A 13823-nucleotide genomic window follows, 5' to 3' on the forward strand; every position below is an offset into this window, starting at 1 on the left:
GGCGCCCCCGGCGGCGGGTGCCTTATACTCACCGCCTATGGCTGTGGATCATTACGAAAACTTCCCTGTTGCATCGGTGCTGCTGCCCCGGCGCCTGCGCATCCCGGTACAGAATATTTACCGCTATGCCCGCAGCGCGGACGACATTGCCGACGAAGGCACGATGCAGGCCGGCGAACGCCTGGAACAGCTGGCGGGGTATCGCGCCGCCCTGCGGCAGATACAGGACGGCAGGCTGGACCTGGCCGATGGCGACCCCAGGAAAGCCGTATTCGAACCGCTGGCGCACACCATACAGCGGCATGCGCTGCCCATGGCGCCTTTTTTCGACCTGATTTCGGCCTTTGAACAGGATGTGGCCACCACGCGCTACGCCAGCGACGAAGCGCTGTTCGAGTACTGCCGCCGTTCCGCCAACCCCGTGGGCCGGCTGATGCTGCATCTGTACGAACAGGCCTTGCCCGATAACCTGGCGCAGGCCGACGCCATCTGCACGGGCCTGCAACTGACCAATTTCTGGCAGGACGTGGCCATAGACTGGGAAAAAGGCCGTGTCTACCTGCCGCAGGACAAACGGGAACGCCATGGGGTCAGCGAAGACTTCATCGCCGAGCAGACGCGCCTGGGCTTGCTCGCCGCCGCGCCCGCGGCAAGGCATGTGCCCGCCGCATGGCAGGCGCTGATGGCGGAACAAGTGGGGCAAGCCCGGGACTTGCTGCAATCGGGGCTGCCGCTGACGCGCCGCCTGCCGGGCCGCATAGGATTCGAATTAAGGCTGGTCGTATACGGGGGCTTGCGTATCCTGGAGCGTCTCGACCAATTACACTACGACATATTCTTTCATCGGCCAACGCTCAAGAAAAGCGATTGGCTCCTGCTTTTGTGGCGCGCGCTGGCCTGATGGGCCGGCCCCGCCCCGGCCCAAGCAATGCCCTACCCGAGCACGACACCTACGCATGAGTCCTGACGAATACTGCCAGAACAAGGCTGCCAAAAGCGGCTCCAGTTTTTACTACGCCTTCCTGTTCCTGCCGCCGGAACGCCGCAAGGCCATTACCGCGCTTTACGCCTTTTGCCGCGAAGTCGACGATATTGTCGATGAAAGCACCGAGCCCTCGGTCGCCCGGATGAAGCTGGCCTGGTGGCGTACCCAGATCGAGGCCCTGTATGCCGGCAAGGCCGAGCATCCAGTCATGCAGGCCCTGGCGCCGCATGTGCATGCCTATGGCCTGAGCGCCGACCGGCTGTACGCGATCGTGGAGGGGATGGAAATGGATCTGGACCAGACCCGCTACGCGGACTGGCCCGGCTTGCGCAAATACTGCTGGCACGCCGCCGGCGTCGTGGGCGAACTATCGGCCAGCATTTTCGGCTACACGCAGGCCGAAACCCTGGTGTATGCCGAAAAGCTGGGCCTGGCATTTCAATTGACCAACATCATTCGCGATGTCGGCGACGATGCCCGCCGCGGCCGCATCTACTTGCCCGTGGACGACATGCAGCGGTTCGAGGTGACCGCGGCGGAAATCATCAATCGCGAGCATTCCGACCGTTTTGTGGCCTTGATGCGTTTCCAGACCGACCGGGCCAGGCAGTGCTACCGCGAGGCCATGCAGTCCCTGCCCGAAGCCGACCGGCGCGCCCAACGGCCCGGCCTGATGATGGCCGCCATCTACCACGCCTTGCTGCACGAGATCGAACGCGATAACTGGCAGGTGCTGGATCAAAGAATCTCGCTGACGCCCATCCGTAAATTCTGGCTGGCCTGGAAAGTATGGGTCGGCGGCGGACGCAGCCTGGTCAAACGCCTGAGCCAATGAAGGTCGCCATTATCGGCGGAGGCTGGGCCGGCCTGGCCGCTGCCTGGTCCTTGCATAGGCAGGGGCATGCCGTATCCGTATTCGAAGCAGCCCGGACCCTGGGCGGGCGGGCCCGCCGCGTCTCGTCGCGCCCCCTGGGCCAGATCATAGACAACGGGCAGCATATCTTGCTGGGCGCCTATACCGACACACTGGCCCTCATGGGCGAGCTTGGCCTGAATCCTTGTGAACGCTTTCATCGGGAACGCCTGACGCTGCAATCGGCTGACGGCGCCTTCCTCCTGCGCGCCCTGCCCTTGCCTGCCCCGCTGCATCTGCTGGGCGGCATCGCCACCGCGCGCGGGCTCGGCCCGCTGGAGCGCCTGCGCCTGGTCACGTTGACGGCCACGCTGCGGGCCCGCGGCTGGAAGACCGCAGCCGGGCTGAGCGTGGCGCAATGGCTGGAACAAGGCCGGCAGTCGCCCCATGCCCTGCGCAGCTTCTGGCAGCCCTTGTGCCTGGCGGCCCTGAACACGCCTGTGGACAGCGCTTGCGCCCAGCTATTCGCCCACGTGCTGCGCGACAGCCTGGGCGGCGCCGGCAGGGCAACGGACGTGCTGATACCCCGGGTGGATTTATCGCAACTATGGCCCGATGAAGCGGCACGCCAGTTGAACGGCGGCAATACCGACGGCGCCGGGGTATATCTTGGACGCCCCGTGCGGCAACTGGCCTGCTCCGCCGCCGGTGTCACGGTGGACGGTGCGCAGTTCGACGCCGCGGTGGTGGCGGGCAACGCGCCGTCGGCCCGCAAGCTGCTTGAACAGCTCGGTCCCCAGGCGGGCAGCGACGCTTACCTGGCCATGCTTTCGGCGTTCACTTACCTTCCCATCGCCACCCTGACCTTGCAACTTGAGCGGCCCTGGGGGCTGCCGCAGCCCATGCTGCTGCTGCGCGACGACCCCGCCAGGCTGCAGTTCGGCCAATGGCTGTTCGATCGCAGCGCCTTTGCCGCCTCCAGGTCGGTATCCAGCAGCCACACTGCAAAACAAGCGGACGCCCCGCGCCTGCTGCATATTGTCATCAGCGCCGCCTCGGCCATGCAGCAGCATCCGCCGGCACAGATTGCCGACGCCGTCATCCGGCAAGTCCAGGCGCAAACGCGGCGGTTCGGCCCCATGCCCCGCGTGACCGGCCATGATCTTATTGTGGAAAAGCGGGCAACTTTCGCCGCGACACCGGGACTGGCCCGCCCGCCGGTCGCTACGCCCTGGCCACGCATCTGGGCCGCGGGCGACTGGACCGACACCGGCTACCCCGGTGTGCTCGAGGGCGCTGTGCGCAGCGGGCGCGCGGCAGCGCGTTCGCTGCTTCAATCGCTTGCATGACGGACGGCAGCGCCCGGCAATAAGGGAACGCGAGGCCGCCCTAGGCCCCTAGGCCCATGCGTGCACGCCGCGCACGGTGGCAAACCCCAGCGCGGTCAGGGCCAGGCTGCCAAGCAGGCTCAGGCCGGCATACCCCAGCGCCGACGCATACGCGCCACGCATCAGCATATTCACGGTTTCGCCCGAGAAAGTGGAAAACGTCGTCAGGCCGCCCAGGAAACCCGTCACCAGCATCAGGCGCAGCCACAGCGGCACCTCGGGATAAAGCGAGACCACGCCCAGGACGATGCCGATAAGGTATCCGCCCGCCAGATTGGCTGCCAGCGTGCCCCAGGGCAGGGCCAGATGCGGACCGTTCAGCCAGATTCCCAGCAGCCAGCGGCTGATCGCGCCGAGCGCGGCGCCCACCCCCACTGCCAGAAAATGATTGAAAGTCAGCATTGGCGGGCGTCCTCTGTTCAATGCACGCGTCAGACAGGCGCGTGCTGGCTGATGTAATCCCTGACCAGCTCCGTCTTGCAATCCAGCACCACGACCCGCTGCGGCAACGATGCCAGGTCTTGCAGATGCGCGGGGACGGGTGCGGGCTTGCCGGTGGCGGCTTCAATCGTTTCGCTGAACTTGGCCGGCAATGCGGTTTCCAGCACCAGCATGGGGATGCCGGGCTCTACATACTGCGCCGCCACCTTCACCCCGTCGGCCGTATGCGGATCGATGAGCACGCCGGTTTCCCGCAGGGTGTTTCGTATCGTTTCCAGCCGGTCGGCATGCGTGCTGACGCCGGCGACAAAACCATAACGCGACTCGAACTGAGGCAGCATGGCGCTTAGATCGAACTGGCCCGTGCGGGCCAGTTCGTCCCAGCATGCGCGCACTTTGCTTGCATCCCTGCCCTGCAGGTCGAACACAAAGCGTTCGAAATTGGAAGCGCGCGAAATGTCCATCGACGGGCTGGTGGTGGCATGGGTCTCGGATGCCGGACGCGGACGGTAGATGCCGGTACGGAAGAATTCTTCCAGCACGTTGTTCTCGTTGGTGGCCAGCACCAGGCGGCGGACCGGCAGGCCCATTTGCCGGGCAATGTGTCCGGCCAGGATATTGCCGAAGTTGCCGGAAGGCACCGCGAACGACACCTGCTGGCCCGGCCCGCTGCTTGCGCGCAGCCAGCCCCAGAAATAGTAGACGACCTGGGCGGCAATACGCGCCCAGTTGATGGAATTGACGGCGCCCAGGCGATGGCCCGCTTTGAAGTCCAGGTCGCCGGCCAGCGCCTTGACGATATCCTGGCACTCATCGAACACGCCCCTGAGGGCAATATTGTGGATGTTGTCGTCCTGCAGCGAATACATCTGCGCTCGCTGGAAGTCGCTCATGCGTCCGTGGGGCGAGAGCATGAAGACGGATACGCCGCGCTTGCCCCGCAACGCGTACTCGGCTGCCGAGCCGGTGTCGCCCGAGGTCGCGCCCAGAATGTTCAGGCTGGCATTGCGCTTGCCCAGCACATACTCGAAAACCTGGCCCAGAAACTGCATGGCCATGTCCTTGAACGCCAGCGTCGGCCCTTCCGACAGCCCCAATAGCGTCAATCCCTTGCCCAGGGGCTTGAGCGGAACGATTTGCTCGCTGCCGAACACCTTGGCGTTATAAGCGGCATGCGTCAGGCGTGCCAGGTCGGCCTTGGGAATGTCGTCGATGAACAGAGTCAGGATTTCCGCGGCCAGGTCGGCGTAGCCCAGCTTGCGCCAGGACTCGAGCGTATCGGCGCTGATCGCAGGCAGGCTTTCGGGCAGCGCCAATCCGCCATCGGGCGCCAGCCCTTCAAGCAGAATATCGGAAAAGGGCTGCGGCGCCATGCCCCCGCGGGTAGACAAGTATTTCATAGCAGGTTCTCCACACGCAGGCGGGTCACGTCGGAATGCACGAACGGCAGCGCGCGAATACGCGCCAGCGCCGTATCGATGGCGCCCTCGCGCGCCTGGTGCGACAGGAAGATGATATCGGCTTCGGCATCGCCATGCGGCTCCTGGAACATGGAACCGATGGAAATACCCATTTCGGCAAGAATGCCGGCGATATCGGCCAGCACGCCGGGGCGATCCTGCACGCGCAGGCGCAAATAGTAGGAAGAAACCACCTCGGCAACGGGCAGCACCGGCGTATCGTCCATGGCATCGGGCTGAAAGGCCAGGTGCGGCACGCGATGGCCGGGGTCCGCGGCCTCCAGCCGCGTCACGTCGACCAGGTCGGCGACGACGGCCGAGGCCGTGGGCAGTTCGCCCGCGCCCTGCCCGTAGTACATGGTCGGGCCCACCATATCGCCGCTGACCAGGACGGCGTTCATGGCGCCTTCCACATTGGCCAGCAGGCAGCTCACCGGCACCAGCGTGGGGTGGACGCGCAGCTCGATGCCGTCTTCACGGCGGCGCGTCATGCCCAGCAGCTTGATCCGGTATCCCAGCCGTTCAGCGTGCGCGATGTCTTCGGCCGCCAGCGAGGAGATGCCTTCGATATGGGCTTTGTCGAACTGCACCGGGATGCCGAATGCCAGCGAAGCCAGCAGGGTCAGCTTGTGGGCGGCATCGACGCCTTCGATATCAAAAGTGGGATCGGTCTCGGCATAGCCCAGCCGCTGCGCTTCGGCCAGCACCTGATCAAAGGGCAGGCCCTGCGAACGCATCTCGGACAGAATGAAATTCGTCGTGCCGTTGATGATGCCGGCAAGCCACTGTATCCGGTTGGCGGTCAAGCCTTCGCGTATGGCCTTGATGATGGGAATCCCGCCCGCCACCGCGGCCTCGAAGGCCACCATGACCCCCTTGGCATGCGCCGCGGCGAAAATCTCGTTGCCGTGCTTAGCCAGCAAGGCCTTGTTGGCGGTAACCACGTGCTTGCCCTGCGCAATGGCTTCCATGATCCACTCGCGCGCCAGCGTATCGCCGCCGATCAGCTCGACCACGATGTCGATATCGGGATGGCGGACGACGTCCATGCCGTCTTGCGTCACCAGCACATCATCGCCGACCAGGCGCCGCGCCTTGGCGGTGTCGCGCACGGCAACCGCCGCCACGTCAATGCGCCGGCCCGCGCGGCGGGCGATTTCCTCGGCGTTGCGTGTCAATACTTTCCAGGTGCCGCCCCCGACCACACCCAATCCCAGCAAACCTACTTTTATAGGACTCATTTACCTAATCCGTCCTTACGGAACATCTCTTTAATGCCGCGCACCGCCTGGCGGGTGCGCTGCTCGTTTTCAATCAGTGCGAAACGCACGTAGCCATCGCCATATTCGCCAAACCCCACGCCGGGCGACACCGCCACTTTGGCGTCGGCCAGCACGCGCTTGGAAAATTCCAGCGAGCCCAGGCTTTCGTAGAACTCGGGAATCTTGGCCCAGATGTACATCGAGGCCTTGGGAATATCGACCATCCAGCCCGCCTCGTGCAGGCCCTTGGCCAGAACGTCGCGGCGGTTGCGGTATTGTTCGACCACCTGGGCCACGCATTCCTGCGGCCCCTCGAGCGCCGCGATGGAAGCCACCTGTATGGGCGTGAAGGTCCCGTAGTCGTGGTAGCTCTTGATGCGCGCCAGGGCGTTGACCAGTTCCTGATTGCCCACCATGAAGCCGACGCGCCAGCCCGCCATATTGTAGCTTTTGCTCATGGTGAAGAACTCGACCGCCACATCGCGCGCGCCTTCGACCTGCATGATGGACGGCGCCACATAGCCATCGAAGGTGATGTCGGCATAGGCCAGATCGTGCACCACCAGGATGTTGTGCTCTTTGGCCAGCGCAATGATGCGCTCGAAGAAAGACAAGTCCACGCACTGCGCGGTGGGATTGCTGGGAAAGCCCAGAATCATCATCTTGGGCTTGGGTATGCTTTCGCGCACGGCCCGTTCGATTTCCTCGAAGAAATCGAGCCCGGGCGTCATGGGCACCGAGCGGATATTGGCGCCGGCGATGACCGCGCCGTATATGTGTATGGGATAGCTGGGATTGGGCACCAGCACAGTGTCGCCGCGATCGAGCGTGGCCAGCATCAGGTGGGCCAGCCCTTCTTTCGAGCCGATGGTGACGATGGCTTCGGAGTCGGGGTCGATCTGCACGCCGTAGCGGCGTTCGTACCAGCCCGAAATCGCCTTGCGCAGGCGCGGTATCCCTTTGGAGACCGAGTATCCGTGTGTATCGGGCCGGCTGGCCGCCTCGACCAGCTTATCGACAATATGCTTGGGCGTGGGTCCGTCGGGATTGCCCATGGACATGTCGATGATGTCTTCGCCTCGCCGGCGCGCCGCCATTTTCAGTTCCCCGGTGATGTTGAAAACGTAAGGCGGTAAACGTTCTATGCGAGGGAAATTCGTCATGATGATCCAGGGAGGGGCAATGTAGGGGGTCGATATCGATGGGTGCAATGCAACAAAAAAATCATCCGGCCTGTGCCGGACAACAGCTGACAAGTGTAATCCATCCGAAAAAAACAGGAAATCGCCTTGTCTGGATGGCGCTTTGCGCTATGATCGAGAGGATTATTGGGAGTTTCTTGTGCAATTACAAAGCGAATCCAATCCCGCGCTGAACACCGTGACCGCGTATGGGCATGACTACGTTGAAATCAACGAAATCACCTATGCGCACGCCGTGTACTTTGCCCCGGAAGGCGACATCCACGAATGGCATGTCTCCAGGGCGGCGGACATTACCGCCGGCGCCCTGCGCGAAGTCGCCGGCCTGGAAGACAGCAAGCCGGACCCCATGGCTTTCCTGGACGGCGGCGCCATGGCGGAAAAGCCGCCCAATGCCCCCGAGGTCGTGCTGATCGGCACCGGCCTCAAGCAGCACCTGCTGCCGAACCAGGTGACCCAGCCTTTGCTGAGCCTGGGCATAGGCATCGAGGCCATGAGCACCCAGGCGGCCGCCCGCACCTACAATATTCTGATGTCCGAAGGCCGGCGCGTTGTCGTCGCCCTGTTACCCCACGAGGAGGCCGCATGAGCCAGATCGCCGTCGGCAAAGCCATTCCAGATTTCAGCGCCACCAGCACCCAGGGCGAAATCAGCCTGAACAGCCTGCAAGGGCATCGCGCCGTACTGTATTTTTATCCCAAGGACAGCACCCCGGGCTGTACCACTCAGGCCCAGGGCTTTCGCGACAACTACCAGGCCTTCGTCGACGCAGGCTGCCAGATCATCGGCGTGTCGCGCGATTCGCTCAAGTCGCACGCCAACTTTACCGACAAGCAGGACCTGCCCTTTCCCCTGATCGCCGACCAGGATGAGACCCTGTGCCAGTTGTTCGGCGTCATCAAAATGAAAAACATGTACGGTAAACAGGTACGCGGTATTGAACGCAGCACGTTTCTGATCGATACGGACGGCACGCTGCTGCGCGAATGGCGCGGCCTGCGGGTACCGGGCCATGTCGACGAAGTCCTGCAGGCTGTGCGCGATACCCAGTAAACACGCTGCGGCGAGCTTTCTTGCCCAACCTTTCAGAACCACAGGAGCACACACTTTATGCCGCTACCAAAGTTGCCGACCCGCATGGGTGCCATGGTTACCTCATCGACTGCCACTGTGACACCCGATGCACCTGAAACTGAAATCCCGGCAACTGCCCGCAACAAGCCTGCCGCCAAGCGCCAGACGCCCGCCAAGGACAGCCCGGGCGTCAAGGCACTGGCGCCATCCGTGCCCGAGCCTCCTGTTTTGTCGGTTGTCGCCTCGCGCAGCAGCCCAAAGAAAACCCGGCTGCCCGTGTCCAAGCGCAAACTGTTCGTGCTGGACACCAACGTATTGCTGCATGACTCGAATTCGCTGTTCAAGTTCGAGGAACACGACATTTTCCTGCCCATGATGGTGCTGGAAGAGCTCGACCATCAGAAAAAGGGCATGTCGGAAGTGGCGCGCAACGCCCGCCAGGTCAGCCGTTTCCTGGATGGCCTGGTCAGCGGCAAGGGCCAACTGGAAAAAGGCGTCGAACTCGATGCGCTGGGCAACCAGGAAGCGCTGGGCAATCTGCATTTCCAGACCTCGGCGCTGCATGCCGAGCTGCCCATCGAACTGCCGCTGGGCAAAGCCGACAACGCCATCCTGCATGTGGTCCATGCGCTTCAACTGGCGTACCCCAAGCGCGAAGTCATCCTGGTGTCGAAAGACATCAACATGCGGCTCAAAGCCCGCTCGCTGAGCCTGCCGGCTGAAGACTACCTGAACGATCATGTTCTGGATGACTCCGACCTGCTCTACGACGGCGTCATGCCCTTGCCCGATAATTTCTGGCTCAAGCACGGCAAAGACGTCGAATCGTGGCAACAAGGGGGCACGACCTACTACCGGGTCAAAGGCCCCTTGTGCTCGGAATTCATCGTCAACGAATTCGTGTACCTGGACGGCGAGCTGCCCTTGCAGGCGCAGGTCAAGGAAGTCAATGGCCGCAGCGCCGTATTCGCCACCTTGCGCGACTACAGCCACGGCAAGAACAATGTATGGGGCATCACCGCCCGCAACCGCGAGCAGAACTTCGCCATGAACCTGCTCATGAACCCCGATTGCGACTTCGTCTCGCTGCTGGGCCAGGCGGGCACGGGCAAGACCTTGCTGGCGCTGGCCAGCGCCCTGACCCAGACCCTGGAAACCAAACGCTACAACGAGATCATCATCACCCGGGCGACGGTGCCGGTCGGCGACGACATCGGCTTCCTGCCGGGCACCGAAGAAGAAAAAATGCTTCCCTGGATGGGCGCGCTGGAAGACAACCTCGAAGTCCTGCATCTGGGCGCCGGCAGCAACGAAATGGCGAGCGGAGCCGGCGGCCAGGACTGGTCCAAGAACTCGACCATGGAATTGATTCGTTCGCGCATCAAGGTCAAGTCCCTGAATTTCATGCGCGGCCGGACCTTTCTGAACAAGTTCCTGATCATTGATGAGGCCCAGAACCTGACCCCCAAGCAGATGAAAACCTTGGTGACCCGGGCCGGCCCGGGCACAAAAATCGTCTGCCTGGGCAATATCGCCCAGATCGACACCCCCTATCTGACCGAAGGCAGTTCGGGCCTGACCTACGTGGTGGACCGATTCAAGGGTTGGCCGCATGCGGGGCACATCACCCTGCAGCGCGGCGAGCGTTCGCGCCTGGCGGATTATGCCAGCGAAGCGCTTTGACCCGCGCACGGGCCGTTCTTTGCCTAGGCGCCCATGACTGCCCTTGACGCCCTGCCGGTCGGCTTCACCATGGGCGATGCGGCCGGCATAGGCCCGGAAATCATCGTCAAGCTGTTTGCGGCCGGCCTGCCCCATGCCGCGCTGGTATACGGCGATGCGGGCATCCTGGATGCGGCCATCACGCAACTGGGCCTGGCCGACACGCTGAAAATTGAACTCGTCAGCGGGCCCGATCAGGCACAAGGCGCGGCGGGCGTCATGCCCGTGCTGAATCGATGGCGCGAGCTGCCCGCCGACCTGCCGGCGGGCCAGCTCAGCGCGCTGGCGGGACGGGGCGCGTACGAATACCTGTGCCACGCCATCGACGACGCGCAAGCGGGCAGACTGCGGGCCATCGTTACCGCGCCGCTCAATAAAAAAGCCATGCAGGCGGGCGGGGCCGACTACCCCGGCCATACCGAAATCCTGGCCGACCGCAGCGCCACCCAGCACTTTGCCATGATGCTGGTCAATCAAGATCTGCGCGTCATCCTGGCCACCATACATGTCCCGCTCAGCCAGGTCAGCGCCCTGATCACCCTTGACCTGGAATTGCAAACCATACGGCTGGCGCAGCGCGCCTGTATCCAGGCGGGCATTGCCAGGCCCCGCGTTGCCGTCGCGGGCCTGAATCCGCATGCCGGCGAGGACGGCCGTTTCGGCCGGGAAGACATCGAGGTGATCCAACCTGCCATCCAGCAGGCCAGGATCGAGGGCATAGACGCCAGCGGCCCCTGGCCGGGCGATACGGTCTTCATGCGCGCGCGCCAGGGCGAATTCGACATTGTGGTGGCCCAATACCATGACCAGGGCCTGATCCCTGTCAAGTACCTGGGCATCGACCAAGGCGTCAATGTCACGGTGGGTCTGCCCTTCATACGGACCAGCGTCGATCACGGCACCGCCTTCGACATCGCGGGGCAAGGCATTGCCGACCCAAGCTCGCTGCGCGCCGCTTACGACCTCGCGCTGGACATGACCCGATACGGATGAAGTCGCGTTTTTCCATCGACCCCTTTCTGGCCAAGCTGTTTCTGGCCGTTATCGTGGCCAGCATCCTGCCCGCCCACGGCACGGGCGCCACACTATTCTCGTGGGCGGCCAACCTGAGCATTGCGCTGCTGTTTTTCCTGCACGGCGCGCGCTTGTCGCGCGAGGCCATCGTCGCCGGCGCGGGACACTGGCGCTTGCACCTGAGCATCTTTTCAGTGACCTTTCTGCTCTTTCCGGCGCTGGGCCTGCTGGCCGGGCCGCTGTTTGCGCCTTATGTCACACCGGAACTGCACACAGGCATCCTGTTCCTGTGCTGCCTGCCCGCCACCATGCAGTCGGCCATCGCCTTTACCGCCATCGCGCGCGGCAACATTCCCGCCGCCATCTGCAGCGCCTCGGCGTCCAATCTGCTGGGCGTCTTTGTCACCCCGCTGCTGGCGGGCCTGATCCTGGCCGGCTCCAGCACGGGCGATGCCCCCATTTCCCTGGACGCCGTGGGCAAGATCATGCTGCAGCTGCTGCTGCCCTTCGTGCTGGGCCATGCCTCCCGGCCCTGGCTGGGCGCATGGGTCGCGAAACGCAACCGCCTGCTCAAGCATGTGGACCAGGGTTCCATCCTGCTGGTGGTGTATACGGCGTTCTCGGCATCGGTCATAGGCGGGCTGTGGACGACGACGCCGCCGTCCGCCCTGCTGGCCGTGCTGCTGATCTCGGCAGCGCTGCTGGCCCTGGTGCTGGGCCTGATACTGCTGCTGGGCCGCCTGATGGGATTCAGCATCGAAGACCGCATCACGCTGTTGTTCTGCGGCGCCAAGAAAAGCCTGAGCAGCGGCATCCCCATTGCCAACATCCTGTTTGCCGGCCACGCCGTGGGCGCCATCGTCCTGCCCATCATGGTTTTCCACCAGATCCAGCTGATCGTGTGCGCCATCATTGCGGGCGCCTATGCCCGCCGCCCGGCTCGGGCCGGCGCTTAAACGCCCAGGCCGCCGGTGTAGTTCAGGAAGCGGGTGCTGGAACCCTGGAATGTCAGCCGCACGCTGCCGATGGGGCCGTTACGCTGCTTGCCCACAATGATTTCAGCGGTCCCCTTGTCGGGGGAGTCGGGGTTGTAGACTTCGTCGCGATAGATGAACAGAATCAAGTCGGCGTCCTGCTCGATGGCGCCCGATTCGCGCAGATCGCTCATGACGGGCCGTTTGTTGGGCCGCTGCTCCAGGCTCCGGTTCAACTGCGACAAGGCAATCAGCGGGCAGTTCAGCTCTTTGGCCAGCCCTTTCAGCGAGCGGCTGATTTCCGAAATTTCAGTCGCGCGGTTCTCGCCGGACGAATTGGCGGACATCAACTGCATATAGTCGATAATAATCAGGCCCAGTTGGCCGCACTGCCGGGCCAGGCGCCGCGAGCGCGCCCTGACCTCCATGGAGGTCAATGCAGGGGTTTCATCGATATAAACCTGGGCTTCCTGCACCTGCTGCACCGCGTGGGTCAGGCGCGGCCAGTCGTCGGCGGTGAGCTTGCCGGTACGCATGCGGTGCTGGTCCAGCATGCCTACCGATCCCACCATGCGCATGGCCAGCTGCACAGCGCCCATTTCCATCGAGAACACCGCCACCGGCAGGCCCTGTTCGATGGCGACGTGCTCGCCGATGTTCATGGAAAACGAGGTTTTGCCCATGGACGGCCGCCCTGCCACAATCACCAGATCGCCGGGCTGCAGGCCCGACGTCATGCGATCCAGATCGGCAAAGCCGGTGGGTACCCCGGTGATGTCGGAATCGCCTTCCCGATGATAGAGTTCGTCGATGCGCTCGACCACCTGGGTCAGCAGCGGCTGGATATCCTGGAAACCGGTCGCGCCGCGCGCGCCTTCCTGGGCAATCTGGAACACACGGGATTCGGCTTCATCCAGTAGTTGGCGCGCCTCTTTGCCTTGCGGATTGAAGGCGGCGGCGGCGATCTCGTCGGCCACGGACACCAGTTTGCGCAGCATCGAGCGCTCGCGCACGATCTCGGCGTAGCGCCGGATATTGGCGGCCGAGGGGGTGTTGTGCGCCAGCGCGTTCAAGTATGCCAGGCCGCCCACGTCGTCGGACTTGCCGGCGCTGGCGAGCGACTCGTTGACCGTGACCACGTCGGCAGGCCGCGCCAGGCCGATGAGCCGGGTAATGTGCTGCCAGATGATTTTGTGATCGAAACGATAAAAATCGTCTTCGTTGAGCACATCGGTGACACGGTCGAACGCGGCATTGTCCAGCAGCAAGCCGCCCAGCACAGACTGCTCGGCCTCGACCGAATGCGGCGGAACGCGCAGGTAGTCCAGTTGCGGGTCGGTGTGTGTTTTCGTGCTGTCCAAATCAATGCTCCGAACAAGGGCGGGTCAAAATAAAAAAAGCCGGCATGCACCGGCTTTTTTGCTTGCTGCGCGGTGTGCTTCCCTGCC

General features: G+C 63.4%; 13 protein-coding genes. 8 read left to right on the forward strand and 5 right to left on the reverse strand.

Features of this window, described 5'->3' with window-relative positions:
- Nucleotides 1-37: 37 nt before the first annotated feature.
- The 3 genes from hpnC to hpnE are packed head-to-tail and all read left to right on the forward strand — an operon-like array spanning nucleotide 38 to nucleotide 3187.
- Complete coding sequence (gene hpnC, locus RE432_RS16750) at nucleotides 38-901, forward strand: squalene synthase HpnC (RefSeq protein ID WP_310934659.1); 864 nt, start codon at nucleotides 38-40, stop codon at nucleotides 899-901.
- A 55-nt stretch (nucleotides 902-956) separates the two neighbouring features.
- Nucleotides 957-1820, forward strand: coding sequence for a presqualene diphosphate synthase HpnD (gene hpnD / locus RE432_RS16755; protein WP_310934661.1), 864 nt, complete (start codon nucleotides 957-959; stop codon nucleotides 1818-1820).
- Entirely contained in the window at nucleotides 1817-3187 is a 1371-nt protein-coding gene (hpnE, locus tag RE432_RS16760) for a hydroxysqualene dehydroxylase HpnE (protein ID WP_310934662.1), read from the forward strand. The genes hpnD and hpnE overlap by 4 nt, the downstream gene beginning before the upstream one ends.
- A gap of 48 nt (nucleotides 3188-3235) precedes the next feature.
- Here hpnE and crcB read toward each other — a convergent pair whose 3' ends face one another.
- From crcB to alaC, 4 genes are read right to left on the reverse strand one after another with little or no spacing between them, the layout of a single operon-like run.
- Entirely contained in the window at nucleotides 3236-3628 is a 393-nt protein-coding gene (gene crcB / locus RE432_RS16765; RefSeq protein WP_310934663.1) for a fluoride efflux transporter CrcB, read from the reverse strand.
- 29 nt (nucleotides 3629-3657) lie between these two features.
- Nucleotides 3658-5067 (reverse strand): threonine synthase, encoded by a 1410-nt coding sequence (thrC, locus tag RE432_RS16770; RefSeq protein WP_310934664.1) that lies wholly within the window; start codon nucleotides 5065-5067, stop codon nucleotides 3658-3660.
- Nucleotides 5064-6368 carry a homoserine dehydrogenase gene (locus RE432_RS16775; RefSeq protein ID WP_310934665.1) on the reverse strand — a complete coding sequence of 435 codons (1305 nt, stop codon included), beginning with the start codon at nucleotides 6366-6368 and terminating at the stop codon, nucleotides 5064-5066. Before RE432_RS16775 ends, thrC begins: the two co-directional genes overlap by 4 nt.
- Nucleotides 6365-7552, reverse strand: coding sequence for an alanine transaminase (gene alaC / locus RE432_RS16780; RefSeq protein ID WP_310934667.1), 1188 nt, complete (start codon nucleotides 7550-7552; stop codon nucleotides 6365-6367). Before alaC ends, RE432_RS16775 begins: the two co-directional genes overlap by 4 nt.
- A gap of 178 nt (nucleotides 7553-7730) precedes the next feature.
- Here alaC and RE432_RS16785 point away from each other — a divergent pair, with 178 nt between their 5' ends.
- The 5 genes from RE432_RS16785 to RE432_RS16805 are packed head-to-tail and all read left to right on the forward strand — an operon-like array spanning nucleotide 7731 to nucleotide 12357.
- Nucleotides 7731-8180, forward strand: coding sequence for an MTH938/NDUFAF3 family protein (locus tag RE432_RS16785; protein WP_310934668.1), 450 nt, complete (start codon nucleotides 7731-7733; stop codon nucleotides 8178-8180).
- Nucleotides 8177-8644 (forward strand): peroxiredoxin, encoded by a 468-nt coding sequence (locus RE432_RS16790; RefSeq protein WP_310934669.1) that lies wholly within the window; start codon nucleotides 8177-8179, stop codon nucleotides 8642-8644. The genes RE432_RS16785 and RE432_RS16790 overlap by 4 nt, the downstream gene beginning before the upstream one ends.
- Before the next feature lie 57 nt (nucleotides 8645-8701).
- Nucleotides 8702-10348 (forward strand): PhoH family protein, encoded by a 1647-nt coding sequence (locus RE432_RS16795; RefSeq protein ID WP_310934670.1) that lies wholly within the window; start codon nucleotides 8702-8704, stop codon nucleotides 10346-10348.
- Nucleotides 10349-10381: 33 nt separating this feature from the next.
- A complete protein-coding gene (gene pdxA, locus RE432_RS16800; RefSeq protein ID WP_310934671.1) occupies nucleotides 10382-11380 on the forward strand; it encodes a 4-hydroxythreonine-4-phosphate dehydrogenase PdxA in 999 nt (332 codons plus the stop codon).
- Complete coding sequence (locus tag RE432_RS16805) at nucleotides 11377-12357, forward strand: bile acid:sodium symporter family protein (protein WP_310934672.1); 981 nt, start codon at nucleotides 11377-11379, stop codon at nucleotides 12355-12357. The genes pdxA and RE432_RS16805 overlap by 4 nt, the downstream gene beginning before the upstream one ends.
- On the opposite strand, the gene RE432_RS16810 is transcribed toward RE432_RS16805, so the two are convergent.
- A complete protein-coding gene (locus tag RE432_RS16810; protein ID WP_310934673.1) occupies nucleotides 12354-13736 on the reverse strand; it encodes a replicative DNA helicase in 1383 nt (460 codons plus the stop codon). The genes RE432_RS16805 and RE432_RS16810 overlap by 4 nt on opposite strands.
- Nucleotides 13737-13823: the final 87 nt, after the last annotated feature.

It is taken from the genome of Pusillimonas sp. SM2304 (assembly GCF_031628915.1).
Lineage (GTDB): Bacteria > Pseudomonadota > Gammaproteobacteria > Burkholderiales > Burkholderiaceae_B > Pusillimonas_C.